This window comes from Luminiphilus sp. nBUS_16, assembly GCF_051201645.1.
In the GTDB taxonomy this organism is placed as follows: Bacteria; Pseudomonadota; Gammaproteobacteria; order Pseudomonadales; family Halieaceae; genus Luminiphilus.
On sequence record NZ_CP179205.1, the window covers coordinates 2,058,412 to 2,085,395 of the forward strand.

The 26,984-nt window shown below is 52.5% G+C and carries 23 protein-coding genes; 13 read left to right on the plus strand and 10 right to left on the minus strand.

The features are described from left to right. Positions 1-2: 2 nt before the first annotated feature. Entirely contained in the window at positions 3-788 is a 786-nt protein-coding gene (locus tag ACMAY6_RS09155; RefSeq protein WP_435211185.1) for a cyclase family protein, read from the minus strand. Between the two features lie 144 nt (positions 789-932). Between ACMAY6_RS09155 and ACMAY6_RS09160 the strand changes: the two genes are divergently transcribed. The 13 genes from ACMAY6_RS09160 (at position 933) to ACMAY6_RS09220 (ending at position 16,888) form a co-directional block, all read left to right on the plus strand. Then, positions 933-1,325 carry a RidA family protein gene (locus ACMAY6_RS09160; protein ID WP_435211187.1) on the plus strand — a complete coding sequence of 131 codons (393 nt, stop codon included), beginning with the start codon at positions 933-935 and terminating at the stop codon, positions 1,323-1,325. Between the two features lie 365 nt (positions 1,326-1,690). Next, positions 1,691-2,800 carry an LLM class flavin-dependent oxidoreductase gene (locus ACMAY6_RS09165; RefSeq protein WP_435211189.1) on the plus strand — a complete coding sequence of 370 codons (1,110 nt, stop codon included), beginning with the start codon at positions 1,691-1,693 and terminating at the stop codon, positions 2,798-2,800. Positions 2,801-2,881: 81 nt separating this feature from the next. Beyond that, positions 2,882-5,362 carry a TonB-dependent receptor gene (locus tag ACMAY6_RS09170; RefSeq protein ID WP_435211191.1) on the plus strand — a complete coding sequence of 827 codons (2,481 nt, stop codon included), beginning with the start codon at positions 2,882-2,884 and terminating at the stop codon, positions 5,360-5,362. After that, positions 5,362-5,892, plus strand: coding sequence for a Tat pathway signal protein (locus ACMAY6_RS09175; protein ID WP_435211192.1), 531 nt, complete (start codon positions 5,362-5,364; stop codon positions 5,890-5,892). The genes ACMAY6_RS09170 and ACMAY6_RS09175 overlap by 1 nt, the downstream gene beginning before the upstream one ends. Further along, on the plus strand, positions 5,889-7,460 hold the full coding sequence (locus ACMAY6_RS09180) for a GMC family oxidoreductase (RefSeq protein WP_435211194.1): 1,572 nt from the start codon (positions 5,889-5,891) through the stop codon (positions 7,458-7,460). Before ACMAY6_RS09175 ends, ACMAY6_RS09180 begins: the two co-directional genes overlap by 4 nt. Positions 7,461-7,588: 128 nt before the next feature. Next, positions 7,589-9,691 carry a 3-hydroxyacyl-CoA dehydrogenase NAD-binding domain-containing protein gene (locus ACMAY6_RS09185; RefSeq protein ID WP_435211196.1) on the plus strand — a complete coding sequence of 701 codons (2,103 nt, stop codon included), beginning with the start codon at positions 7,589-7,591 and terminating at the stop codon, positions 9,689-9,691. After that, positions 9,684-11,318 carry an AMP-binding protein gene (locus ACMAY6_RS09190; RefSeq protein ID WP_435211197.1) on the plus strand — a complete coding sequence of 545 codons (1,635 nt, stop codon included), beginning with the start codon at positions 9,684-9,686 and terminating at the stop codon, positions 11,316-11,318. Before ACMAY6_RS09185 ends, ACMAY6_RS09190 begins: the two co-directional genes overlap by 8 nt. After that, on the plus strand, positions 11,315-12,499 hold the full coding sequence (locus ACMAY6_RS09195; protein ID WP_435211198.1) for a thiolase family protein: 1,185 nt from the start codon (positions 11,315-11,317) through the stop codon (positions 12,497-12,499). Before ACMAY6_RS09190 ends, ACMAY6_RS09195 begins: the two co-directional genes overlap by 4 nt. After that, complete coding sequence (locus tag ACMAY6_RS09200; protein ID WP_435211200.1) at positions 12,496-13,041, plus strand: Zn-ribbon domain-containing OB-fold protein; 546 nt, start codon at positions 12,496-12,498, stop codon at positions 13,039-13,041. Before ACMAY6_RS09195 ends, ACMAY6_RS09200 begins: the two co-directional genes overlap by 4 nt. Before the next feature lie 34 nt (positions 13,042-13,075). Then, complete coding sequence (locus ACMAY6_RS09205; protein ID WP_435211202.1) at positions 13,076-13,804, plus strand: SDR family NAD(P)-dependent oxidoreductase; 729 nt, start codon at positions 13,076-13,078, stop codon at positions 13,802-13,804. A gap of 11 nt (positions 13,805-13,815) precedes the next feature. Then, positions 13,816-15,150 carry an aromatic ring-hydroxylating dioxygenase subunit alpha gene (locus ACMAY6_RS09210; protein ID WP_435211204.1) on the plus strand — a complete coding sequence of 445 codons (1,335 nt, stop codon included), beginning with the start codon at positions 13,816-13,818 and terminating at the stop codon, positions 15,148-15,150. Further along, the gene (locus ACMAY6_RS09215; RefSeq protein ID WP_435211205.1) at positions 15,143-15,616 is read left to right on the plus strand and encodes an aromatic-ring-hydroxylating dioxygenase subunit beta; all 474 of its coding nucleotides are present in this window, start codon (positions 15,143-15,145) and stop codon (positions 15,614-15,616) included. The genes ACMAY6_RS09210 and ACMAY6_RS09215 overlap by 8 nt, the downstream gene beginning before the upstream one ends. Positions 15,617-15,703: 87 nt before the next feature. Further along, on the plus strand, positions 15,704-16,888 hold the full coding sequence (locus ACMAY6_RS09220; RefSeq protein WP_435211207.1) for an acyl-CoA dehydrogenase: 1,185 nt from the start codon (positions 15,704-15,706) through the stop codon (positions 16,886-16,888). A 25-nt stretch (positions 16,889-16,913) separates the two neighbouring features. On the opposite strand, the gene ACMAY6_RS09225 is transcribed toward ACMAY6_RS09220, so the two are convergent. Genes ACMAY6_RS09225 through accD form a run of 9 tightly spaced genes read right to left on the minus strand, consistent with a single transcriptional unit; the run spans position 16,914 to position 26,959 of the window. Continuing rightward, complete coding sequence (locus ACMAY6_RS09225) at positions 16,914-18,863, minus strand: transglutaminaseTgpA domain-containing protein (protein WP_435211209.1); 1,950 nt, start codon at positions 18,861-18,863, stop codon at positions 16,914-16,916. After that, on the minus strand, positions 18,860-19,855 hold the full coding sequence (locus tag ACMAY6_RS09230) for a DUF58 domain-containing protein (protein ID WP_435211211.1): 996 nt from the start codon (positions 19,853-19,855) through the stop codon (positions 18,860-18,862). Before ACMAY6_RS09230 ends, ACMAY6_RS09225 begins: the two co-directional genes overlap by 4 nt. Beyond that, positions 19,839-20,771: an AAA family ATPase gene (locus ACMAY6_RS09235; RefSeq protein ID WP_435211213.1), complete on the minus strand. Its 933-nt coding sequence runs from the start codon at positions 20,769-20,771 to the stop codon at positions 19,839-19,841. The genes ACMAY6_RS09230 and ACMAY6_RS09235 overlap by 17 nt, the downstream gene beginning before the upstream one ends. Before the next feature lie 10 nt (positions 20,772-20,781). Beyond that, on the minus strand, positions 20,782-21,996 hold the full coding sequence (locus tag ACMAY6_RS09240; RefSeq protein WP_435211215.1) for an O-succinylhomoserine sulfhydrylase: 1,215 nt from the start codon (positions 21,994-21,996) through the stop codon (positions 20,782-20,784). A 42-nt stretch (positions 21,997-22,038) separates the two neighbouring features. Further along, complete coding sequence (purF, locus tag ACMAY6_RS09245; RefSeq protein ID WP_435211216.1) at positions 22,039-23,556, minus strand: amidophosphoribosyltransferase; 1,518 nt, start codon at positions 23,554-23,556, stop codon at positions 22,039-22,041. Positions 23,557-23,571: 15 nt separating this feature from the next. Then, entirely contained in the window at positions 23,572-24,141 is a 570-nt protein-coding gene (locus tag ACMAY6_RS09250; protein WP_435211218.1) for a CvpA family protein, read from the minus strand. After that, positions 24,138-24,752, minus strand: coding sequence for an SPOR domain-containing protein (locus ACMAY6_RS09255; protein ID WP_435211220.1), 615 nt, complete (start codon positions 24,750-24,752; stop codon positions 24,138-24,140). The genes ACMAY6_RS09250 and ACMAY6_RS09255 overlap by 4 nt, the downstream gene beginning before the upstream one ends. After that, positions 24,753-26,048: a bifunctional folylpolyglutamate synthase/dihydrofolate synthase gene (locus tag ACMAY6_RS09260; RefSeq protein ID WP_435211221.1), complete on the minus strand. Its 1,296-nt coding sequence runs from the start codon at positions 26,046-26,048 to the stop codon at positions 24,753-24,755. A 5-nt stretch (positions 26,049-26,053) separates the two neighbouring features. Continuing rightward, positions 26,054-26,959 (minus strand): acetyl-CoA carboxylase, carboxyltransferase subunit beta, encoded by a 906-nt coding sequence (gene accD, locus ACMAY6_RS09265; RefSeq protein WP_435211223.1) that lies wholly within the window; start codon positions 26,957-26,959, stop codon positions 26,054-26,056. Between the last annotated feature and the right edge of the window lie 25 nt (positions 26,960-26,984).

Here is a 26,984-nt window from a genome sequence, read left to right on the forward strand (position 1 = left end):
GCTCAGGCAGGCACTAACGCAATAACTCGGCAGGGGCTGCCAGAGCCGTTTTGAATTTTGAGCGGTGCCGCCACTAATATAGCCCCCGTAGTTGGCAACTCGTCGAGATTGCACAAGCTGGCCAAACCACATTTATTGGCGCCGTGCATAAGATTGTGACAAGGAAACATGGGGTCTTGTGCAGCGGCCTGTCCAGCGTCAGTCCCTACAGTTTCAGTACCTACGCCAAGAATATCTCGCTCCTCGGCAAGAAACGTAATAGTAGCAGGATCCCACCCGGGACTGTGATTACCATCATCGCGCTTATTGAGAAAGTCCTCTGGGTCAGTGCGCTTGGACCAGTCAGTTCTGTAGAGCACCCAGGCCCCTTTGGGGATCTGACCATGCTCTGCCTCCCAGTTCTTGAGAAACTCTACGGTGAGCAGAAAGTCTTCGTCGGCCTGACTCTCAGCGGTGGCATCAATAACGACAGCAGGGCCTACAAAAGTACTTGGCGGCAGGGTATCAGTCGCATGGTTTTCATGATCCTTGCCCGTAACCCAGTGAATCGGCGCGTCAAAATGCGTGCCGGTATGCTCCCCGCACTTTATGTTATTCCAGTACCAAGCCGGTCCACGTTCGTCGTAGCGTGATATTTCTTCCTTACTAAATGGCCAAGCGTTCTTCCATCCAAACTCTTCAGGCAACTGTAAAATAGGCGTCTCGGACGTGAGCGTCACACTAAGATCAACAACTTTGATGGTGCCCGACACCAAGCCTGCTGCAACGTCCATAAGTGCATTATTCATTTTGCTCCCCCTCGCGTCGCTGCGCGAACACTGAATTTAATAACGGTAGTGCTGCCATAGTTTGGGCTGGCCTCCTGGCCACTCCCAGTGATACTTTAGATATAAAGTATTACTCTTCACAACTCATTGCAAATGGATTAGCTCATGCATACCACCCTACTTCCCGATGGCTGGCCGCGACCCAAAGGCTATGCCAATGGCATTATGGCCCAAGGCAACCATCACATTTTTTGCGGCGGGCAAATTGGCTGGAATTCAGATGAGGTTTTTGAAAGCCAGGAATTTTCTGGGCAGCTACGTCAGGCGCTTCAAAATGTTCTCGCCGTGTTACGGGCAGCCGAGGCAGGCCCAGAACATATGACCCGAATGACTTGGTATATCACCGACAAAAAAGCCTACTTAGGCAATCTGCGAGAGGTGGGGGCAATTTATCGAGAAGTCATGGGCAAGCATTACCCTGCGATGAGTGTTGTTGAAGTTACCGCCCTAATTGAGGATCAAGCCCTGGTTGAGGTGGAAGTCACTGCAGTTCGATAGAGTGCAGCCCGCCTCGGTTCAGTGGTAGCGGGTTAGCATTGCGCCCCTAGTCAGCGTTTTTGTCACCGCTGCGAGCCATATCGCCGGCGCGTGACCTGCGAACGCCACTACAGCATAAAAACTTCTTGCTGACGCAAGCTGCCATGAACGTCAATGTCTCCTCATTGAGTGTGGATTTAGCAACATTAATTACAACCACAGCTGCTACAGCAGCAACCTCAATGCCAGCGCGAGCCGGCAAACTTTTGACGGAAACTGCAGCGCATTGATGTTTTAAGCTTAAAGTGTTTCACTCAGACAAGAGTGGTCGATATTACAGCGCCGCCGACTACTCATGAATCAGCCGCGCACTGGAGTTTAAGACCATGAAGTCACTGATGCGAGAGTCAAAAAATAAACTCAAACTCGGTACCTTTTCAGCCAATTGCTCCGGCGGTATGGCAGTGACCAAGGTCGATGAGCGCTGGAATAATAACTGGGAAAATAACATCGACCTGGTCAAGCAGTGCGACGCGGCTGGGATTGAGTTCATGCTGCCCATAGCACGCTGGATTGGCTACGGCGGTGAGAAGGATTTTCACGGCAATGTACTTGAAACTGTGACCTGGGCTGCCGGGTTAGCAGCACACTCGAAAAACATTCAGGTGTTCGCGACGGTCCACACAGCTTTCAATCACCCCATAGTCACGGCAAAACAACTGGCGACACTTGACCAAATGTCAGGAGGACGCCTAGGGCTTAATGTCGTCGCTGGCTGGAACAAACCCGAGTACGACGCCTTCGGCAAGGATCTACCCGGCGATCACGCTGATCGTTATGCCATGGCACAAGAGTGGTTTGATTACGTGCAAAAACTTTGGACTGAAGACAAACCCTTCGATTGGGACGGCAGCTTCTACCAGGGCAAAGGCGTGTATAGCCTTCCTCATCCCATTCAGGACAGAATGCCCGTCATCAACGCAGCGGCCTCTGATGAAGGCCGTAATTTTGCCATGCGCAACGCTGACTTCCTGTTTACGCCCGTTTTCGATTTTGAGCAGGCCGCTGAGACGGTCAAGGACATCACCGCAAGAGCCGCGAGTGTCCAGCGCGAGGTCGACCTACTTACTTTTTGCTCAGTTGTGTGCCGCCCTACCCAAAAAGAAGCTGACGATTATCTCAACTGGTACGCGAACGAGAACGCTGACTGGGAAGCAGTCGACAATCTAATGACGCTTCAGGGGCTACATGCCCAGTCATTCCCTCCCGAAGCGCTGGCAATGTTCAGGGATCGCTTCGCGGCGGGTCATGGCGGTTTCCCTCTTGTGGGAACCCCAGACAAAATCGCCGACTTGTTGGAGCAGTTAAGCAACACCGGGGTAGCCGGCACTACGCTATCCTTCGTCGATTACGCCAAAGAGTTTCCCTATTTTCGACAGGAAGTTTTACCTCGATTGGAAAGCAAAGGGTTGCGGCTACCCAAACAAGACTCTTAAAGTGTATTTATGGGACGTCGCAAAATTTTAATAACAAACTAAACAAATATAAAACCAATAAATCACCCTCTGGAGCTCATGATGAAACAACAAATTTCGATATCCAAATTAGCCGTTGCCATCAGCGCGGTGACAATCGCGGTACCTGCCATTAGTCAGAGCGTCTTAGAGGAGATCGTAGTCGTTGCTCAAAAACGCGAGCAAAACCTTCAGGATGTCCCAATCGCCATATCCGCTTTTACCGGCGCACAAATGGATGCCCTCGGCGTCTCTGAGAGCTTTGACATCGCCACCTTCGCGCCCGGCGTTCACATTTCAGGCAACCTCGCCGGCCAGAACACCCAGTTCTCGATTCGCGGCGTAACCCAAAACGATTTCAATGACATTATCGAGGCACCCAACGCCGTTTATCTCGATGAAGGCTATATCGCTGTCGCTCAAGCGCAGACTTTTGCTGTTTTTGATATTGACCGCGTTGAAATTCTGAAGGGGCCTCAAGGAACGTTGTTCGGGCGTAACGCCACGGGCGGCTTAGTCCACTTCATTTCCAACTCGCCCAGCTTTGATGAAACCTCTGGCTACCTAGACGTCGAAGTGGGTCAGTTTGATACCGCAAACAACGCCAACCGATACGTCGTTGAAGGTGCTGTTGGCGGCCCCCTTAGTGATACCGTTGCCGCTCGCGCTGCCTTTCGCTATAGCAAGCAAGACCCTTATTTGAAGAACCTCTACAGCAACGCCGACCAACTGCCATTTTTAGGCGATCCTGGACCCGGTTCCGGTGCCGATCTTGGTGACGATGACACCATGGCCGCGCGTTTACGGTTTGCGTTTCAGCCCAGTGACAGCCTTCGCATGGACCTGAGTTTCAATTACTCCGACAGCGAAGTCTCCACCGGTCCCTATCAGAGCAAATCAACCCTTGGTATTGCCCAAGACCACGACAATAATCCAGACACACCACCCGAGCTTATCAATGTCATCAACACCCCTAGCAATGAAACTCGCCTAACGGCACTGTTCGACGCTAGCGGCAACGATACGGGTTTGGATGCCGGTGCCGATATCGAAGATGGCGACTCGTTTTTACCGGGCGGCGGTGGCGGCCTACCAGGGCGACTCGCTCCCGGCGCTGATTTTTTTGGCTATCTTGACCCCGATGGCGATGACTTCACGTTCTCCGGAGATTTTGCCTTTGCCGACCAAGGCAGCACAGAGAATTCGGGCGTCAATTTCAAATTGTCCTGGGACTTGTCAGACAGCATTACGTTTACGTCAATTACCGACTATAAAAACTACGAGAAGCTTTTGTTCATTGACGTCGACTCAGCACCTGTAAACCAACTGGCCAACTACGCCGCGGTTGATGCCGACAGCTTCACACAAGAACTTCGCCTCAATGGAGAAAATGATCGAAGTCGTTGGGTAGCGGGTTTTTACTACTTAAATATTGATTCCCAGTCGGAGAACGGTCTCAAGGGGCCGCAAGCCTCGTTTGCCGATGTATTTGGCGGGGTTCCCATTGATGTCGGCACCACGGCGCAATTGGAAACAGACTCATACAGTATTTTTGGTCAATATGAGTACGACCTCTCTGATCGCCTAACAGTCATAGCCGGCTTGCGTGCGATGCGCGAAGAGAAAGACTTTGGCTTGGTCCTTGGTGTTGCGCCTTCCGAGTCGTCTTTTGTCGTCAACAGCTCACCTTGCTTTTCAGGGCAGCTAGACCAGTGCTTTCCGGGTACGGGGGTCAGCTATACCGACGACCGCTCTGAGAGCCTTTGGGCTGGAAAGCTACAGCTGACTTATCAGGTCAATGACGATCTCATGCTCTACGGTGGCGTCAACCGAGGTGTGAAAGCTGGCAGCTACAACGCGCCATTGCTGGGTGCCTACTTTGGCTCTGGGGGCGACGCTGGCCTCCCCTACGATTCCGAAGAACTTACATCCTATGAAGGTGGCTTTAAGGCCACGTTAGGTGGCGGGAAGACTCGCATCAACGGTACGGCGTTTTATTATGACTACGCTGATTACCAAGCCTTCCTTTTTGTGGGCGTAGGTGGTGTCGTTATCAATAAAGATGCTGATAACTACGGCGTTGAACTGGAAATTCAAACCAACCCGGTTGAAGGCCTAGACCTAATACTCAGCGGCTCTTACTTTGACGCAACGGTCAAAGACGTTTCTCTGCGCAACGGTTCACCCTTGCCCGCGAGCGACGTAGATCCAACCTATGCTCCTGAGTTCCAGGTGACCGGCTTAGCACGTTATAGCTTCGACGCCATGGGAGGTCAGATGGCCATCCAAGGGGACGTTAGCTATTCGGATGAGTATTACTACAACCTGCGTAATTTCGATGCTGACATCTTCGATAGCTACACCGTCTTTAATGCTCAGATCAGTTACGCAAACAACGGTTGGTTAGCAACACTGGCGGCTAGAAACCTGACCGATGAGCGCCCCGGAATTCAGGGCTTTGATTTGGCTACACTGTGTGGCTGTAACGAGGTAGCCTATAAAGCTCCACGTTATTACGCTCTTAGCCTGCGCAAGGAGTTTTAATGGCGGCCGGCCCCAACCGGCGTGATGTAATTACCGGGGGCGCTGCCGCCCTCGGTTTATTTTTAATTGGTGGGCGGCAGGTTTGGGCGACACCGAGCGAGGCTGTCGCTCAAGATTTCACACCTCAAATCTTAACTAGCGCCCAAGTCCAGGCCTTAACCTCCCTTGCCGATCACCTTGTTCCTGGCAGTGCAAAAAGCGGCATAGGCGCCTACATCGATGCACAGCTTGCCGCGGGTCCCGAGTCACTCCTCATGGCTAAATATGTCGGGGTACCTGTTGAACAACAAACGGCTTTTTACTCATCCGCCCTTGATGCGGTGATGAATGCTTTGGATAAAGAGCCGGTGAAGTCTGTAGCCGCTGCGATGGCAACAGATACCGTTTCCGATTGGCAGGGTCCGCCCGCAAGCTATGTGTTTTTTTTACTGCGCGCTGATGCTCTCGATGTGACCTACGGATCAGAAGCTGGATTTGCTGACCTTGGTATCCCATACAGTGCTCACATTCGACCGGAGACTACTTGGTGAAACAAAGCTCACCCGATACCGTGATTGTCGGCGCAGGTGCTGCAGGGTTGCTACTGGCTGCGAGACTGGCTGAGGCCGGCGAGTCAGTAGTGGTATTGGAAGCCGGGCCTCAACGCGAGGTCCGAGATATGGTGAGTTCGCAAATTTGGGCCCGCAAACTCAAATGGTCAGGAACTGCGGTCGAAGAAACGGGTACTCACCCTGTGGGACATGCGTTTAATGCAGGTTCTGGCACTGGCGGCTCAGCTGCGCATCATTACGGCGTTTGGCTGCGTTTGCACCCTGAAGATTTTAAGGTACGCAATAATCATAAGCGCAGTCTTGACTGGCCGCTGACATATGAAGACCTACAACCCTACTACGATCGCATTCAGGATTCCGTGGGCCTCAGTGGTGACCACACCGCGGAAATTTGGCGTCCACCGGGCACTCCCTACCCGATGCCGCCCCTACCCGTCTTCGCTCAAGGACGCGTTCTTGAACGGGGTTTTCAGGCAACTGGGCGACGCACCTCCCCCCTACCACTAGCCATCAACAGTATTCCCAGAAATGGCAGAGCCCCCTGCCAATTCGATGGCTGGTGCGACGCAGGATGTCCAATTGGCGCTCTTGCTAACCCCCTCGTCACATCGTTACCAAAAGCTCTCGACGCAGGAGTGGACATACGCTACGGCGCTCAGGTACTGAGAGTGCTTCGGGACTCAGGAAATGCGAAAAATATCCGTGCCGTTGAATACGCCCAGCACGACGAACGACACCAGCTCAATGCCAAACGTTTCATTATTGCGGCATTCACCGTGCAAACCAGTCGTATACTTTTGAATTCTGGTGATAGCTCAACAGCTGCTCCAGGCAATCGTTACGACCAACTGGGCCGATACCTAACGACACACCCCGCCGGCACAATCTTTGGGTTATTCGATGATGAGACGACACCCCATCTGGGCGTCTCTGGCGGGCAACTACTTTGCCATGATGATTACGGCAACAAGGATCAAAGCGGAGGCTTTGGGTCGTCGCAATGGCTTATTGCCAATGCCATCAAACCCCATGATTTGTTGGGCTATGGCACGTCAAGGCCTGATGTCACCGGTGCTGCACTGCGCCCCTGGCTACAACGCGCAGCAAAACACCTCGCCAATATGACTCTGGTCGTCGAGGACATTTCCAGTCCGGATAATCGCGTAACGCTGAGTGATGCGCGCGATGATACCGGGATGCCAATAGCCAACACCCATCATGATATTGCTCCCGAGGTGGCCAGCCGTTGGCAACAAAGAATTGACGAGGGCGAGGAAATCTTTCGTGCGGCAGGTGCCACTGAAGTTTGGCATGGACCTCGAGTTGCGATGCACATTATGGGCGGCACCGTTATGGGCAGTGATGAGGCTAAATCGGTCACCGACAACTTTGGTCGCGTCCACGATACTGACAATTTATATGTCTCAGGCCCCAGTTTATTCCCCAGCAGTGGCGCCGTTAACCCGACATTTACTTTGAGCGCCTTAGCTGAACGCCAAGCTGACCACCTACTGGGCTTGCCGGTAACAACCTCTCCCGCCCCCTGATACGACAATAATATTTTAAGCTTAAAGTATTTGGGGGTTTTTGATAGACTCCTAGAGACGAGGTGGCGTCTGCTTATACACTCAGCAATTGCGCAACTCCACAAACAAACACACTGACGAGAGGTTTGATGATGGGAACAGTAGTAACTTATGAGCGGCACGGATCGGTTGGTGTTATTAGGATCAACAATCCGCCCGTTAATGCGCTGTCCCACGCAGTCAGATATGGAATCATGGAGGCACTGGCAACGGCCTCTACCGACGATTCTTTGGCCGTTGTACTTTCCTGTGATGGCCGGACCTTTATTGCTGGCGCAGATATCACTGAGTTCGGCAAACCACCGCAGGCACCGTCTTTACCAGATCTGTTACTTACACTCGACAATCACCCCAAGCTTACGATCGCCGCCATCCATGGCACCGCTTTGGGAGGGGGCTTTGAGGTTGCACTAACCTGCAACTACCGGATCGCTTTAGCCACGGGAAAAGTGGGGTTGCCTGAAGTTAAGTTAGGTCTGCTGCCCGGCGCAGGCGGCACCCAGCGCACTCCCCGGCTTGCCGGCCTCCCTGCCGCTGTCGACCTTATTACATCAGGTAATCCCATAAGCGCCCAGCGTGCTATGACACTGCAATTAGTGGATAAAGTCGTTGAAGATAGTCTCGAAGACTCAGCCATCGCTTACGGCGTCGAGCTCGTGGAGCAAAGTGCTCCTCAGAGACAGGCAAGCGCTTTAGCGCTCTCCCTGAGTGCAGAGGACAAATACCTTATCGAAAGCATGAAGGCTAAGCTTCTGAAAAAAACCCGAGGCGAACACGCCCCACAGCGCATTCTCGACTGCCTAATCGCCGCAGCAGAGAGCCCCTTTGAGTCGGGCCTAAAACGGGAACGCGAGGAGTTTATGAAATGCCTCGCAGACCCACAATCTGCAGCCTTGAGGCACATGTTCTTTGCAGAACGTGCTGCTGCGAAGATCGAAAAACTGCCGAAAGACACCCAACCCTTAGCCATTACCAGCGTGGGTATCATTGGCGCAGGCACTATGGGAGGTGGCATTGCCATGTGTTTCGCGCAGGCAGGCATCGCAGTCACTCTCGTCGATATGACTGACGAGGCCGTTAAACTGGGCCTAGAAAAAATCGCCAAGAACTACGCCATCAGCGAAAAAAAGGGGCGACTCACACGCGCTCATATAGACTTAACCATGGCAAACATTACAACTTCATCAAACTTTGACGACCTCGCTAATGTCGACATGGTGATTGAAGCTGTCTTTGAGAACCTCGAGGTCAAGAAGGAGGTCTTCGCTAAGTTGGACGGAATTTGCAAACCCGGCGCTGTTCTCGCAAGCAACACTTCATACCAAAGTATCGATGAAATTGCGGCCGCTACTATGCGCCCCGAGTCAGTTTTGGGTATGCATTTTTTCAGCCCAGCCAATGTCATGAAGTTACTCGAAGTCGTAAAGGGTGCTGCTAGCAGCGATGCTGTCATTGCAACCGCGATGGCCGTTGGTAAAAAAATTGGCAAAGTGTCCGTGCTGTCTGGGATGTGCTACGGGTTTATCGGTAATCGCATGCTGAAGCACTACGGTAGAGAAGCTGCCCTTTGCCTCATCGAGGGCAGTACGCCCGCTCAAATTGATAGTGCCATGGAGTCTTGGGGAATGGCTATGGGCCCACTCGCAGTAAGTGATCTTGCCGGACTCGATATCGGCTACAAAGCCAGAGAACAGCTTACTGCAGAACAAAAGGGAGACCCCGCTAGTTACATGGTTGCAGATCGCTTGGTAGAAGCTGGCCGCCTTGGACAAAAGTCGGGTGCAGGTTATTACCAATACGATCCCGAAACCCGTGAACGGCAGGAAGATTCAGCAGTGATGTCCATTGTCACAGCAGCACGCCAAGAACTGGGGATCACGCCTCGAGAACTTAAAGATGCCGAAATTGTTAATCGACTAACGCTCGCCCTGGCCAATGAAGGCGCGAAGCTATTGCAGGAGGGCATTGCCCAGCGCGCCAGTGATATTGATGTTGTTTATTGCTACGGCTACGGCTTTCCGCGATTCAAAGGTGGCCCCATGCACACCATTGAATCGATGGGTCTCGATATAGCCGTGGCGCAGATTAATGAATTCCATGGTCGGCTCAACCCCGAGCATTGGCAGGTCGCTCCACTACTGGCAGAACTGGTAGACAATGGGGGACAACTCGCTGATTATCACCGTGAGTAACGCCTTGCCAGAAAGCCCAAGGGAGGTGCTTGCCCTAAGCGCCATGCGCTTCCCCGACCATGATGCCCTGCATATTCCACTGAGCGCTTGCCAGCATTACTCGTCGCAAGAAATCACCCTGTCCTACAGAGAACTCGAAAGTGCTATCGCTCAAGCTACCGAGATTTGGCGGCAGACAGGGGTCACCGGGCGTGTGGCACTGATGTTGGAAAATCGTCCCGAATTTTTTATTCAATGGCTTGCGCTAAACGCCCTTGGAATTTCGGTCATTCCTATCAATCACGAGATGCCTGATGCGGAGATACCCTATTATTTAGAGCACGGTGAAGCGGTAGCTGTACTGACACTCGATTCACACTGTGCCCGCCTGATCGGCGTTATCGACGCACTGAAACTATCAATCCCTGTCATTAGCCCAGACCAAGTTAGCACGCTGGATTTCGGTAGTGTGCCAGCGACTCCTGTCGCTACAGGTGGGTTAAATTGCGAATGCGCCCTCCTCTACACCTCAGGAAGCACCGGCAAACCCAAGGGCTGCTTGCTCAACAATGATTATTTCCTACAGCAGGGAATTTGGTACCAGAATCTCGGTGGCCACATTGCTTTACGCGAGGGTGACGAGCGGCTGCTCACGCCCCTGCCCCTGAGCCACATGAACGCCATGTCTGTTTCAACGATGGCCATGTTTATGACAGGCGGATGCCTCATTCAACTCGACCGATTCCACCCCGGGACATGGTGGCAAAGCCTTCGTGAGTCGAGGGCTACCGCCATCCACTATTTAGGCGTGTTACCAGCAATCTTGCTCGCCTTACCAGAGGAGCCCTTGGACGATTTTTCTACGCAAATTCGTTTTGGTTTCGGTGCAGGGGTCAATCCAGCACACCATGAACGCTTTGAAAAGCGCTTTGGGTTTCCCTTGATAGAGGCCTGGGCTATGACAGAGTGCGGGGCTGGCGGCGCTATCATTGCTAGCAATGAGCCCCGCCATGTTGGCCACTGCTGCTTCGGTCAGCCAATAGACGCCGTTGAATGGCAGCTTGTCGACGAACAGAAGAAACCTGTTAACAAAGGAGCGCCGGGCGAGTTGCGCGTCAGAGCCCGAGGTTCTGACCCCAAAAAAGGCTATTTCTCAGGCTACTTAAAAAATCCTGAGGCCACTGCAGAGGCTTGGGAAGACGGCTGGCTAAATACAGGTGATGTCGTGGTAGAGCTAGAAGACGGCAATCTCGCCTTCGTGGATCGCAGGAAAAACATCATCAGACGCTCGGGGGAAAACATCTCCGCGTTGGAAATTGAGGCTGCCCTAGGCGACCACCCGGCGATTAAATCCGCTGTGGCGACTGCCGTGCCAGACGAGATGCGCGGAGATGAAGTTGCGCTGTGCGTTATCCTCAAGCCCACATTTGAGGGCAGCCTCGATACGGCACGCGCCATACAGGACATCGCATTGGAAAAGCTGGTGTACTTTAAAGCCCCGGGTTGGATACTGTTTGCTGAGGCCCTACCGGTGACGGCGGCCAATAAACCTAAGCGTGCCGACATAAAGCAATACGCCAAAACTTGCGTCACCAAAGGGGATGCCTTTGACCTTCGTGCGTATAAAACGCGGAAGAAGTTAGCATGAAAGACTATAGCGGTGTTGTCTTAACGACTCCCATCAGCCTTGGGTATGCGCGCCAGAGCCCCCACGGAGCTGCTTGGTTCGTGGGCTCAGTTTTACGGGAAATGATCAGCACTGCCGGGCTTACAAAAAAAGACATCGATGGCTTTTCAGTCTCCAGCTTTTCTTTGGGCGTCGATTCTGCAGTCGCCCTCACCCAGCACTTCGGACTCTGTGTCCGTTGGCTGGAGCAGGCCAATGTGGGGGGAGTATCGGGCATATTGGCTCTACGACGCGCTGCCCGCGCCGTGCAGTGTGGCGAGGCTGAGATTGTGGCCTGCATCGGGGGCGATGGCGCAGCACATCGATCTTTTGAAACTACTGCCGCTCACTTTTCCAACTGGAGCACCGACGCCGCATTCCCTTACGGTGCCGCTGGCCCCAATGGCCCCTTCAGCCTTATCACCGCCCATTACATGGAACGCTATCAAGCCCAGCGCGAAGATTTTGCTCGAATCTGTCTTGATCAACGCTATAACGCTAATCACTTTTCAGGAGCGCTTCTAGGACACAAAAAGCTTTCATTATCTGACTACCTGAACGCTCGACCGATTGCTGGGCCACTGCATCTTTTTGATTGTGTCATGCCCTGTGCGGGTGGCGAAGGATTCCTGGTGATGTCAGAAGATCGCGCTAATCAACTTAACCTACCCGCCGTGCGCATTCTCGCCGCCGATGAATGCCACAACGCCCATGCCGACGACCCCATACAAGACCGAGGTGGCTGGACTGAATACATTCAAGATTTGTACAACCGAGCTGCAACTGGCCCCCAAGACGTGGATTTCCTGCAAACCTACGATGACTATCCGGTAATCAGCATGTTGCAAATGGAAGATCTGGGGTTTTGCAGCAAAGGCAATGCACCCGCCTTCGTAGGGCAAACCGATATGCGCTTTGACCAATCGGGTCCCGGGGTCAACAAGCTGCCCCATAATACCTCGGGCGGCCAGCTATCATGCGGTCAGGCAGGTGCTGCTGCGGGATTTCTAGGTGTCACTGAATCATTACGACAACTCACAGGGAAGGCGCAAAAAAATCAGGTAAGCAATGCCCGCGTAGGTCTGGTGAGTGGCTATGGCATGGTTAATTATGATCGGGGCATTTGCACCGCAGCCGCCATGTTGCAAGGAGTCGCCCGGTGAACATCAAAGATAAGATGCGCAAACGGCTCAAACTTGGTCGACCTTCGCTGAGAGCACGAGCACGGCCGCCAAAGCACCGCTCGGTTTGCGGCAGTCAATTTTCCGCTGTGAATCTCCCCGGCATTTTGCAACTCCAAAATTGCACTGACTGCGGCCACGTTCAGTACCCCCCGACAGAGTTATGCGGAGCTTGTTTAGGCAGCACGCTCATTTATCGTGACACACCCTGCACGGGCACCCTACTCGCCCAATCACAACTACACCACAGTCTCTGGGAATACTTTAAGCGACGTATTAAAGAGGCTCCTTGGACAATAGCCTCAGTGCAGCTCGATGTTGGCCCAGTCGCCATCGTGCACCTAGCTGCGGGGGATCTCAAAACTGGAAATCGAGTGCAGGTGTTTTCGCATTCAGACGCGTCACGCTCGGTCGTGCTTATAGCTGTACCTGCCTCAGCAGATATCACTACGCCTGCATTGCGACAAGCCATCATCGCCACCATTCAGCTCGATCAACCTGCAAAACGCCAACAAGGTATCTGAGGGAACTCTCAGGCACCAGGGAGACTATACGACCATGGCCCATGATAGTTTTATCGTAACGGGAGGAAGCACCGGGATTGGCGCTGCCATCTGCTCGCGCTTACTGGAGCGTAATCATCGCGTCATCAATCTGTCTCGACGCCCCCTTGAACACCCCAGCGGTCAACTCGAAAACATCACTCTCGATCTAAGCGATAGGGCTGCCGTGAAAGATGTGGCACAGGGGATTGCCCAGCGTTACAACGTAACCGGCCTCATTCACAATGCGGGTCTAATACGTCCGAACTTAATCGAGGACGTCAATTTGGAAGACTATGACTATCTCAGTGAGGTGCATATCGGTGCTGCGATCACTTTGGCACAAGCAGTCATACCCGGCATGAAATCACAGGCCTTTGGGCGCATCGTTTTGATCACATCCAGAGCGGCTCTCGGTCTCGCAACACGCACCAGTTACAGCGCGACCAAGTCAGGCATGATGGGTATGGCAAGAACATGGGCTTTGGAATTAGGCCAATACGGTATTACGGTGAATACCGTTGCACCAGGCCCCATTCAAGACACGGAAATGTTCGAAGCCGTTGTACCACCTGATAGTAATAAACTTGGAGACATGGCTGCCAGCATTCCGGTGAAACGATTAGGTCAATCGATTGATGTCGCCCATGCTGTCGATTTTCTCGCCGACGAAGCATCAGGCTTTATCACAGGTCAAACACTTATGGTGTGCGGCGGAGCTAGTCTTGGCTCGTTGGCGCTGTAACGGAGGTCGATATGCAGAAAATTCCCGATCGTAACTTTGATGCGCTGGTCAAACCCACCAAGCTGCATCGCAGCCTCTACACGGACCCCGATATCTTTGAACTTGAAATGAGTCGCATCTGGGGCCAGGCGTGGATTTACATCGGTCATGAGTCACAGGTTCCCAATGCTGGTGACTACTTCACCACCAACATCAATCATGCAGTACCCGTGGTCATGATTCGGGATAAGGACGATTCGGTCCGTGTCCTCCACAATCGTTGCGGCCACAAAGGGGCCAAAGTGGTTGATAAACAGTCAGGCACCGTCAGAGGAGCTCTGCGCTGTGCCTACCACGGTTGGAGTTATCGATTTGATGGGTCACTTCTTAAGATACCCAATGAGCACGGTTATCAGGACACAGGGTTCGATGCCTCTGAACCCTGCTACAGCATGCAACCACTGGCACAGGTATCGAGTTATCGGGGCTTTGTATTCGCCACGCTCTCTGACGAGATCCCGGATCTGGTCACTTGGATGGGAGGCGCTATCACATGCTTTGACAATCTCTGTGATCGTGCCCCAGAAGGCGAGGTAGAAGTTGCCGGTGGCGTATTACGCTACGAGCATGACTGTAACTGGAAGTTCATCCTCGAAAACCTCAATGACACGATGCACCCTATGGTAGTTCACGAATCTGTAGTGAAAGCCGCAGAGTCGTACATTGCCACCCTTCCCCCAGAGGCTGCCAAGCAACGACGAGAAGCTGAAATCATTCCGCCCTTTGGGGCAAGCTATGAAAATTTTGAGAACACCGGCATTACGGGTTTCGACTATGGACACCACTACGATGGCGGTAAAACCAGTATTCATGCTGACTACTCGGTCGACCCGGACTACCACGAAGCTATGGTCGCTGCTTACGGTGAAACTAGGACGCGTGAAATTTACGCCTTTAATACCCACAACGTACTGTACTACCCATCACTTACCATAAAGTGCGCGGTGCAAAATATCCGCGTTATCCGCCCCATTAGCGTAGATCGTTTCGTCGTCGAAAGCTGGTCATTTCGGCTGAAAGGCGCTCCCGATACTATGCTGCAGCGAACGGTGCTCTATAGCCGCCTCATTAATTCAGCGATGGGCATGGTGGGCCCCGACGATCTGGAAGTCTATCGTCGAACGCAGAAGGGGCTCCACTCCCCGGTCAACGATTGGGTCGAATTTCATCGCCAGTATGGCAAAGATCGAATACTGCCCGATCGAATCGAGGGCGGCGGAACTTCTGATTTAGATATGCGCACCCAGTATCGAGCTTGGAAAGCGTACATGGAACAAAGCTATCAGCGAGGAGTCGATTATGCCTGAGCTCGCTGCAATCGAGAGTTTCCTCTATCGAGAGGCCAGCTACTTGGACCGTCCTGACCTTGATAGCTGGATCGAGCTTTACACTGAGGATGCCTATTATTGGATTCCTGCCACTGAGAATCAGGTCGATCCGATTAATCACGTGTCCCACATCTATGATGATCGCGTCATGATGGAGATTCGACGGCGTAATTTTGTTCATCCTCGTGCTGCTTCCAAAGATAGCCAGACGCGATGCTCACACCTCATCGGAAACGTCCAGATCAAAGGGCCGTCCTCTGAAGGCGGACTGATCGTCGAATCTACCCAGCATGTCGTGGTGTGGTACCAGAATGAGCAACGGGTTTATGCTTTTACCGCACAGCATGAGCTCAGGCCAAAAAATGGTAGCTTTAAGATAAAGAGCAAGCGCGTCAATTTGATCAATCCTGATGCCGCCCAAAGATCGCTGATTATTTATTTGTAAAAAAGCCCAGTCAGAACAACAAGAGCTTGGTAAGCCGGTATAGATATTTTAAACTTAAAATATATTGCACTAGTTTCGGAGTTAACGATGACAGCTAAAACGAATTGGACCCAACTCAACTGGGAAGATCCATTTGAGTTGGACAGCCAGTTAAATGACGAGCAACGCATGGTTCGTGACAGCGCTAGGCAATATGCCCAAGACAAGTTGTTACCTCGGGTAAAAGACGCCTTCAGGAATGAAAGCACTGACCCCAACATTTTCAGAGAGATGGGCGAGATGGGGCTCCTGGGCTCCACTATCGATGGCTACGGCTGTCCCGGTGTCGATTATGTTTGCTACGGCCTCGTTGCGCGTGAGGTAGAGCGCGTCGATTCTGGTTACCGTTCAATGCTTAGCGTTCAATCATCCCTCGTGATGTACCCTATTTATGCTTACGGCGATGACGCTCAGCGGGAAAAATATTTACCCAAACTGGCCACCGGTGAGTGGATTGGCTGCTTTGGCCTCACCGAACCTGATCACGGCTCCGATCCAGGCGGTATGACGACCCGCGCACGCAGTGTCGATGGGGGGTATCGTGTTTCTGGCGCAAAAATGTGGATATCCAACTCCCCTATTGCTGATGTTTTTGTGGTCTGGGCAAAAACCGATGACGACGTCATCCGGGGCTTTATTCTTGAAAAGGACATGGACGGGTTAAGCGCGCCTAAGATAGAAGGGAAACTAGCGTTGCGCGCCTCTGTTACCGGCGAAATTGTAATGGACGAGGTGTTTGTTCCCGAAGAAAACCTGTTGCCCAATGTACGGGGACTTAAAGGGCCCTTTGGATGCCTCAACAACGCTCGCTATGGGATTGCGTGGGGAACTTTGGGCGCGGCGGAGACGTGCTGGCATACCGCAAGGCAGTACACTCTTGATCGACAGCAGTTTGGCCGGCCGCTCGCAGCCAATCAGCTGATACAACTCAAATTAGCCGACATGCAGACCGACATCTCACTGGCGATGCAGGGCTGTTTGCGCGCCGGTCAAATGCTGAGTGATGGCACGATATCCCCAGATCTCATCAGCCTGATCAAGCGCAACTCCTGCGGCAAGGCACTTGAGATCGCGCGCAAAGCTAGAGATATGCTGGGTGGCAATGGCATATCAGACGAGTACCCCGTGATGCGCCACATGATGAATCTAGAGGTTGTGAATACCTACGAAGGCACTCATGATATCCACGCTCTGATTCTGGGGCGCAGTCAAACTGATATTCCCGCGTTTTAATCCGTAGATTGACTCAAAAAGGCGCTTACGGGGCCTCTGAAGCTTCAGGGGCTACTTGGTAAAGCTCCCCAATTGCTGCCTCTAGCGCAAGACACAGGGGGTCTCCAACTGGAAGCTGCTCACGGGCGCGCCTGAGGGTGCGCAACGGCGGCTCGCCAAAGGGGCGCTCTAACCCGCGTTTCTCAAGACGCACGCAGATAGCGCTGAAGCGGCGCTCAGCAGGCAGCAACAGTTGAATTCGACGCACTCGGTGCAACCAGAGCATTAGGGGCAGAAGAACCAAACCCCAGCTACCAAGCATCAGCACGATAAACCACGAGACCCTGATTTCACCAAACCAGTCTTTCAAGAGGCCGATTTGACGTGTGCTATCAAAGCCCACCACAAAGCTCTGCCAACTAAACGTTAAGGCGTCATAACGGAGCCGAACCCAATTCAATACATTGATACTCCGGAAACGGTAAGCCGATATCAGGGAATCAGACAAAAACCCGGGCTGCCCGTCCAAAGCAGCCTCGATACCAAGTTCAATTCGACTTGGCGCAACCGCTGCGGTGGGATCAACGCGAACCCAGCCCTCACCCGCAAACCACACCTCTGCCCAAGCATGAGCATCAAACTGCCTGACCACTAAAGTATTGTTTAGAGGGTTAACTTCGCCCCCTTGGTATCCCGCTACAATTCTTGCCGGTATTCCGGCCATCCTGAGCATTGCCACAAAACTGTAGGCATAGTGTTCACAAAAGCCTCGTCGAGAATCAAAGATAAATTTATCAACGAAATCTTGTGACTGAATTTCCGGAGGTTCCAGCGTGTAGTAAAACGGCTGTTCTCTAAAGTAATTGAGCAATGCCACCACGAAATTTCGGTCATCACTGTGCTGATCGCGCAAATTCTTTATCCAAACTTCGGTAAGCGGATTCAACCCCTTTGGGAAAGCCGTTTCCAGGCGCCTTCGCCAGGTACTTAGATTTGGTTGCAGTGCCACACCTGGCCATGAGGTGACGTCGTAACCAAACTGGAATTCAATCGGGCTAGTGACAGCTAGCCGAAAATCGTTCGCCTCATACACCCCTGACGTTGATGAATCTGCATACGCTATTCCGTAAAGCCAGCGCTGCTGTGTTGGCTCCAAGACAACTCGGTACCGCAGTGGCTCACCAAGAACTTCAGGCCGTGTTGGCTTTCGCTCTGAACTCGGCAATTTTCGCCACCCTAGCGTTTGCCAAGCCCCTTCCTTGAATTCACTGAGCACCAAGCCCCGCCAATACAAAGACGGGTTTTCAGGAATCACGTCATCGAATTGAACCCGAAAAGCTACATCCGCTGAGCGCCCTAACTTGGTCACAGCGCCGGGTCGCAGAAAATCGCTCATTCCCGTCTGGCCCTGCCCAGATTTGGAGGGCACGCTCCAGATAGGACCAATTCGAGGGAATAGGAGAAACAGTACAACCATCATGGGTACTGCAAGTGTCAACATTTTAAGCGCTAGTAACGGCTCATTCTTTGACGCTACTAATGCGGGACTTTGATTCAAGCTAATCAGTGCCGTCACCAAAAGTCCCGTACAAAACACCGAGTACAGGGTAGCGGGCAATGTTTGGGTGAAGATGAATTGCGTCACGCAAATAAAAAATCCCAAGCAAACGAGTAGATAACCGTCTCTGTCGCGAATTGCCTCAAGGATTTTTAACGCCGCTGCAACGAGCAATAAAGCCACCATGGGCTCCAGACCTATGAATGTGCCATAGCTTATAAACACCAGCATCGCACCTGCGACTCCAAGGAGTAAACGCAGCCAAGTCTGTGGCATTTCTGCACGCTGACGAAACATCTGCAAACGCCACAGGGCTGTCGCCAAATAAATAGCAACAACCCAAGGGGGGATTCGTTCCAGAAGGGGTAACATGACGGCAATCTGGCAACTAATGAGCCAGAGCAGTGATCGTCGAGGCAACTGTTCACCTGAAATCACATCGCCCCTCCTTGAGCTAGCTCGTGCAATGCCAAGGCGCGCAGTGCTAAGTCACGCTGTCGATCGCCTGCCGCGATGGGTAGCTCTAGATTGGGCAAGCGAAGACCAAAATTTTCTCCACGCGCGTGATGTTGCAAGACCAACCAGCACAGCCAGGAGAGTTTTTGCTCTACAGATCCACGACTAAAATCACGCCAATCTAACCAATGATTTTTATGTTGGGGCATTGAGTGGAGTTTGCTTTGCAGCGGCAGCCCTCGAGCATGGCTACGCCAATCAATCAATCGGGGCGCGTCGCCTATACGGTAATCCCTAAAGCCCATTAAATCGTCAAGGCCCTCCTGATCGCTAAAACCCTGATTAGCGGTCTCACTGTAGGGAGACTCCCAGCTGTCCACTGCAATCGGTTGCGGCCAAACCAGCGCACGGACATCAAAGCTGGCAAAGCTCCAACAGCGAAGAAGCCCTAGCGGGTACCTCGACTCAATTTTTAGTTTTGGCGAAGCAAACCACCCCCGCGCATTGACCGGATGATGAAGTGCTACCTCTACTTCACCACCTGCAGGAACATCAACCAAAACCTCGCTACCCGGCCATATCAGTTTCACTGAATGATGCCCCCGCCGCGAGCTCTTACAACTGATTCGGAATACAAACTCTGCTTGCTGCCCAGGAAAAACAGACTCTGCACGAATACCCGTAATCACCATGTTGAGTAAATTAGCGTGGGTAAAATGAACCGCCACAATAAACAGCATGGCCAACCAAAATGTTAGACCGTAGGCGAGGTTATTCTGGTAATTAATTGCTGTCAGAAGCATGAGCAGCAGGGTGAACCCAAATAAAAAGCCCTGCCGCGATGGAAAAATGAAAAGCCTGCGCTGAGTCAGCATTATCGTCCTAGCCGCTGGCAGGCGCCGATCCAGCCAACGGCGATAACGCTGAAGCAGGAAGCTCTTTACTCGGTCTTGATGGCTAGCCGGGAATAACATCAACTTGGCTACGCAACAGCGCTACCAACGCCTCCCCGTCACCCGCGTAGTCGGCACTGGGAATCAATCGATGGCCGATAACAGGGCCTAACACCGCCTGAACATCATCAGGAGCCACATAATCTCTACCCTCCATTTGCGCCCAAGTTTTGGCCGCGCCAACAAGAGCAAGCGCACCACGGGGGGACAAGCCTACCGCGAATTCTGACGCCTCTCGGGTAAACGCTATTAAACGTTGAATATATCCCAACAAGCTCTCGGAGAGCGCGGTCTTATCTATCAAGGCCCGCATTTGAAGAAGTTGCTGGGATGTAATGCATTGCTTAACGATAGATTTAATCGGCAGACTACCCCGCTGTAACAACTCCCGCTCCGCCTCTGAATTGGGGTAGCCCAACGAGAGTCGCATAAGGAATCGATCAAGCTGAGACTCAGGGAGCGAATAAGTGCCCGACTGATTAACCGGATTTTGCGTAGCGATAACAAAAAATGGTTCAGGCAAAGGCCTAGACTCGCCGTCGATGCTGACCTGTCGTTCTGCCATCGCCTCGAGCAGCGCGCTCTGGGTACGCGGTGTTGCCCGGTTTATCTCATCAGCCAAAAGCAGTTGATTGAATATTGGGCCCGGGCGAAATTGAAACGCCTCTGTATCACGACTAAAAATTGACACCCCCAAAATATCTGAAGGTAAAAGGTCAGAGGTGAATTGAACTCTCGCGTAACTAAGCCCTAATACATCCGCTAATGCGTGAGCCAGAGTGGTCTTGCCCATGCCGGGCAGGTCTTCGAGCAGTAAATGTCCTGAAGTCAGCAAACAGCACAACGCTTGCCGCACTGTTTGCTCTTTGCCTAACAAGACCTCACCAATATTAGCGACTGCATGATTGATAAGCGCTGGAACATCGGATGCTGACACAGATATGGACCTAAACGCCGAGAGCGTCAAAGCCGCGCTGGCAATCGGCCTTCAAGTCGTCGATGTGCTCGAGTCCGACAGCAATCCGAATCAACCCTGGCGTGATGCCTGCCGCACTACGTTGCGCTGGTGATAGCCGCCCGTGCGTCGTCGTGGCGGGGTGCACAATTGTCGTCTTGACGTCTCCTAAGTTTGCGGTAAGAGACATCAGCGATGTTGCATCTATAAAACGCCATGCCGCGTCTTGCCCGCCAGGCACCTCAAAAGACAGCACGCCGCCAAAGCCGCTTTGCTGACGACTTGCCAACTGGTGCCCCGGATGATCTGAAAGGCCAGCATAGTGAACACGAGCTACGTCCGGGCGCTGCTGCAACCAATGAGCAAGCCCATTAGCGTTCTCGCAATGCGCACGCATACGAAGACTGAGAGTCTCTAGACCTTTCAAAAAGACCCAGGCGTTAAAGGGACTCATTGAGGGGCCACAGGTGCGGATGAAGTTGGTGACCTCTGCCATATCTGCAGCCGATCCGACAGCTGCACCACCTAACATGCGCCCCTGGCCATCTAGATACTTGGTCGCAGAATGGATGACGATATCTGCACCGTGCTCAAGGGGCTTCTGCAGCGCTGGTGTACAAAAACAATTATCAACAACGAGGCGCGCTTCAAAATCTTTGGCGACCGCGGCTAAAGCTGCGATGTCAGCAACTTCACAGACAGGGTTAGAGGGCGTCTCACAGTAAAACAATCGAGTCTTTTCATTTGCTGCTGCGCGCCACGCAGCAACATCTCCCAGAGGTACAAAGGATACGGAAACCCCCATACGGGGCAGGTATTTATCGAACAAACCAACCGTGCTGCCAAAAACATCGCGGGAGCAGACAACATGGTCGCCACTGCTGAGGAAGGCCATGCACGTTGCCAAAATAGCAGACATACCTGATGCCGTTCCCACTGCAGACTCAGCATTTTCCAAAGCCGCCAAGCGCTCTTCGAAAACCCGCACGGTAGGGTTTGTATAACGCGAGTAAACGTTGCCGCCAGTCTCACCACTGAAGCGAGAAGCGGCGTCTGCCGCGCTATCAAAAACATAGCTAGATGTCGTGAATATGGGCTCGCCATGTTCACCCTCACCGCTGCGGGCTATGCCCGCTCGAATACCCAACGTTTCTTCATGGGCATTATGCAACCAGTCGGGCAACGACCCTTTATCGACGGATCTCACGAGGCTCCCGGGGTGTTCGCAGTGGTAGGCAAAGCGACTGCTCTACACATCATTATGTAATCCCACAACGGCGCCATCTTGCGCGGCCGCGAGCCGTATCTCAGAGCCCTCAGAACGGGCGGCCTCAATCGAATTAAGGTACTGCTCGTCAATCTGACCCGCCTTATAGCAGCCGTCAAAGACCGAGCACTCAAAATCTTCAATAGCCTCATTACCCTCTTGAGAACAGGCCAGGAGATCCTCTAAATCTTGATATACCAGCCAGTCTGCGCCGATCAAATCGGCAATCTCTTCCTCCGTTCGATCGTGGGCAATAAGCTCATTGGCAGCGGGCATATCAATGCCATAAACATTCGGAAATCGAATGGCTGGTGCGGCTGACGCGAAATACACGTTTTTTGCACCCGCATCTCGGGCCATTTGAATAATCTGACGACATGTAGTGCCACGCACGATGGAATCGTCAACCAACATGACATTCTTGCCGTCAAACTCCAGTGGCACAGGGTTCAGTTTCTGTCGTACCGATTTTTTTCGCTGACTTTGGCCCGGCATAATAAAAGTCCGGCCGATGTAGCGATTCTTCATAAAGCCCTCACGGAACTTAACACCCAATTCATGGGCGAGAGACTGCCCAGCAACTCGACTCGTATCAGGGATTGGAATCACCACATCGATGTCATGATCAGGGCGCAGTTTCAGTACTTTGCGCGCAAGTCGCTCGCCTTGACGCATGCGAGTTTTATACACGGAAACGCCATCAATAAGTGAGTCAGGTCGCGCAAAATAGACGTGCTCAAAGATGCAGGGCATCAACTTCGTTTTTTCTGAGCACTGTCTGCGAATTAGGGTGCCTGCAGCGGAAATAAAGATACCCTCACCAGGCGCAACATCGCTCAACAGACGAAACCCTAAAACATCCAGAGCCACACTTTCTGAGGCAACCATATATTCAGGCTCCCTACCCTCGTGCTCCCGAATACCAATCACTAACGGTCGAATACCAAATGGGTCTCGAAAAGCGACGATGCCCAGGTTTGCAATCATTGCCACGGCGGCGTAGCCGCCCTCACAGCGTTCGTGCATCGCTGAAATTGCTGCAAAAATGTCATCCGCATCGGGAAATAGCTTTCCCAATCGCTGGATTTCATGGGCAAAGACGTTGAGCAGCACCTCTGAGTCGGAGTCCGTGTTTAGATGCCGACGATCGCTTTCAAAAATCTCAGCGCTCAACTGGGATGCATTAGTGAGATTGCCATTGTGAGCGAGCGCTATTCCGTGGGGAGAGTTCACGTAGAAAGGCTGAGCCAACGCCGTACCCGAGCTTCCTTGAGTCGGATAGCGAACGTGGCCAATGCCAAATGATCCCAGAAGACGGGACATATGCTGGGTACGGAAAACATCTTTAACCAGCCCCTCGCCCTTTCGCTGCAAAAATTTGCCGCGGTAGCAGGTCATGATACCGGCGGCATCCTGACCACGATGCTGCAGCATCGTCAGCGCATCATAGATTTCCGTCGCCACGTCAGTACCGCCGACGATACCTACCAATCCACACATGGATGTCTCTCCGAGTCAGATCATATCAGCAGACTCGAGGGTTTCCTCGACCTGCTCAACGGGTTCAGTTTTTAGAATCTCAGCTGTATAGCCACCTAGTTGAGTCGCAATCTCATCAATCGTTGGCATAAGGGACGAGCGATCGATCAAGTTTTGCTCAGAGTCAGGAACAACTGAACGCAACACAAAGGTCGCTACGATCACGAACACAACGCCCCTTAATAAACCGAACAAAGCGCCAAAGACACGGTTGCCCAAATTGAACCCGGGCTGACGCATCTGCCGCGCCATTAAGCGACCGAGGACACTAAAAGTAGCCAAGACTCCAACAAATATCAGAGCCCACCCCACCAGGAAGCGCAGCGTCTCATTTTCAACCAAAGCCGTGAGGGAGTCAGCCAAAGATTGCGCCAGCAAATTGGCGCCAACAAAAGCTATTAGCCATCCGGATAAGGAGAGAATTTCCCGACCTAGGCCTCGATACAGACCCACTAACAGCGAGAGCGCCAAAACCAATACGATAAACCAATCAAACCCGTTGAAACCGGATGTAGCGCCACTCAATTGTTGTTCAATTTCATTCATAGAGGTTGTTGATACCTGACTACCATAGATTTCACTTTCAGCACGCGGTCGACTTCGGATTTTATCGATTCAAAACTTTCTTTTTCAAACTTTGGGCCAATCTGGATACGCCACTGAACAACTGTATCCCTCGCAAAGCGGGCATGAAAGGCTGGATAGCCCTTGTCGACGAGTTGTTCGACTAGGGTCTTAGCTCTTGACTCTGAACTCACTGTCGCGACCTGCAGCACCCAGGCTTGGGGGTAACCCGCTGCATCAAGCACCGGAACAATAGGCGCCGCATCACGAAGCTCAAGTTTTTGCACCGAATCTACAGCGTTTAACTCGGAGAGATTGCTGTCGGACTCCCCGTCCACTAATCGAGTCATTTCATCCGCTTGCATTTGAGACTCACGATCAATCTCTGGCGGTTTTACTCGCTCGCGAATGGTCGCCTCTTGGGACTGCGGCTGAGCTAGGGGTGACGTATCAATATCGGGACGTTGGGGTGTTGGCCGCAACTCAATCGGTTGCTGATCAACGGACTCAACAAAAACTATGGGCCAGAAAACCACGCACAGGGCTATCAAAACCAGAGCACCAACCAAGCGTTGACGAAGAATGGGATTCATTCAGTCAAAGGTCTCCTGACCTGTATGGACCTGCTGTAGGCAGGCAAGCTGTGCACCAACTGTCACAAAGGATCCGAATACCAAAATGCGATCTCCGGGTTTTGAAGCGCTCTCGATGCCCTCATAGGCCATCCTAGGCGTAGGATAACACCGCACTGTTACCTTCGGTGAGATCGTTTTAATAAGCTGGGCCAAATCTGCGGGCGCAGCCGCCCTCGCGACTTCCTCGTGAGTAGGCAAGTGCCAACTAGAAACGCCATCTGCCAGCGTCTCGATCATATCACGCAGCGGTTTATCGGCCATGGCACCAAATATCACATGGGTCTCTTGGCCTTCGGTCTCTTGGCCTTCGGTTTCTTGGCCCAAGGCGATCGCTAGACGTGCGACTGACTCACGATTATGCGCAACGTCTAGCCACCAAACACGATCCTGTACTCTAAGCTGCTGTTGACGGCCAGGCACCGTAAGATTTTGCAGCGCTTCATCTATGCAATCTTGATCGGGCGTGCGATTTAATTTGTCCGCCGCGATCACCGCTGCACCTAAGTTACTTGCCTGCAGAGCTGGCACCTCTGGCAACACGCGCTGAACGCCATCGGGCAAAGTCAGCTCTGAATTGCAAAGCAGCCAATCACGGTCCAGCGCTGCTACGTCTGCTCCTAAAGCTTTCAAATGGGGTAATAGTGTTGATGGCAGATCACGCTCAGCGACGACCGCCGGCTTTCCATAGCGCGCGACGCCTGCCTTTTCGATCGCAATTAAGTCTCGCGTGTCACCCAACCATTCAGTGTGGTCTATCCCGATACTCGTGATAACACAGACATCAGCATCGAGCATATTGACGGCGTCGAGTCGGCCTCCCAAACCCACCTCCAATATCTGCACATCCACGCTCTTCTGCCGAAATAAAACGAGGGCTGCCAAAGTCGCAAATTCAAAGTAGCTCAGCGATATGGATTGCCTGTGCTCTTCGATCGCGGCAAAGGCCCCCATAATTTCGACATCACTTGCTGGCATACCATCGATGGTGATTCGCTCATTAAAATTCAGCAAATGCGGTGAGGTATAACAGCCTACCGAGACGCCCTGTTGGCTCAATAGCGCCGCTAAGGCGCCCACGCAACTGCCCTTTCCGTTGGTACCCGCTATCGTCACGGTTTGACAACTTGCAGGCAAAAGCCCAAGTCGATGAGCCACGGTTTGTACACGGGTTAACTCAAGATCGATTTTCTGCGGATGCAGCGTCTCAAGGTGAGTCAGCCAGGCATCCAGTGTTTCGGCGCCAGCCAGTGCCATGCAATTTATTCGACGGGCTCAGGCACAGATGCCGCCAGATGCTCTTGACTGCCCTCCTGACCCGCCAACTTGGAGAGAATACGACCCAGGGTGTCACGCATTTCCGAGCGAGGCACGATCATGTCAATGGCGCCGTGCTCCAGCAAAAATTCGCTGCGCTGAAATCCTTTGGGGAGTTTCTGGCGAATGGTTTGTTCAATGATATTGGGGCCAGCAAATCCTGCCCTGGCATCAGGCTCAGCCACATTGATATCACCAAGAAGTGCAAGGGACGCCGACACGCCACCATAGATTGGATCCGTCATTACTGACACAAACGGCAAGCCATGGAGTTTGAGACGCTCAAGTACTGCCGAGGTTTTCGCCATTTGCATTAGGGATATCAATGCCTCTTGCATTCTCGCCCCGCCCGATGCGGCAAAACACACCAAGGGTAATCCGTTGTTGAGAGCATGAGTGGCAGAGCGCGTAAATTTTTCACCGACCGCATAGCCCATTGAGCCACCATGAAAATTAAACTCGAAGGCAACGGTGACGAGCTCCAAGCCATGCAACCGACCCTGCATTGCCACCAAGGCGTCACGTTCACCGGTGCTTTTCTGGGCCGCCGTCAATCGGTCACGATACTTGCGTTTATCTTTGAATTTAAGCCTATCGATGGGCTCGAGGTCGGCAAAGAGCTCTTGACGGTCGTCTGCGTCAAGGAATATATCGAGCCTTCTGCGCGCACCCACACGCATATGATGGTCACACTTAGGGCACACTTCCAAATTGCGATCGAGATCTGGCCAATAAAGCACCGCATCGCACTTGATGCACTTTTTCCAGAGCCCTTCAGGCACGTTGACGCGCTTTTGTTCTGCCTCGTCCTTGCGGACACCGGAAGGAAGAATTTTGTCAATCCAACTCATATCGGACTCCGATCAGCTAACACCC